The 236-nt window shown below is 75.4% G+C and carries 1 protein-coding gene; it reads left to right on the forward strand.

The genetic code is table 11. From position 1 onward, the window contains the following. On the forward strand, window positions 1–236 hold a 236-nt coding region (locus NVV99_RS26885), incomplete at both ends, for a hypothetical protein (RefSeq protein ID WP_260783344.1).

Consider the following 236-nt stretch of genomic DNA (forward strand, 5'->3'; position numbering starts at 1 on the left):
CGACCGCACCGGTCGGAGCACCTCGGCCGAGGCCGTCTACGCGATCGGTGAATGCGCGGCCGTCGAGGGCACCTGCGACGGACTCGGAGCCCCCGGCTACAGCACCGCCGAGGTCGTCGCCGACCGGCTCGGCGGCGGCACCGCCGAGTTCCCCGGCGCCGACCTGTCGACGAAGCTCAAACGGCTCGGCGTGGATGTCGCGAGCGTCGGCGACGCCCACGCGACGACGCCCGGCG

The organism is Rhodococcus sp. PAE-6 (genome assembly GCF_025290685.1).
Lineage (GTDB): Bacteria > Actinomycetota > Actinomycetes > Mycobacteriales > Mycobacteriaceae > Rhodococcus > Rhodococcus pyridinivorans.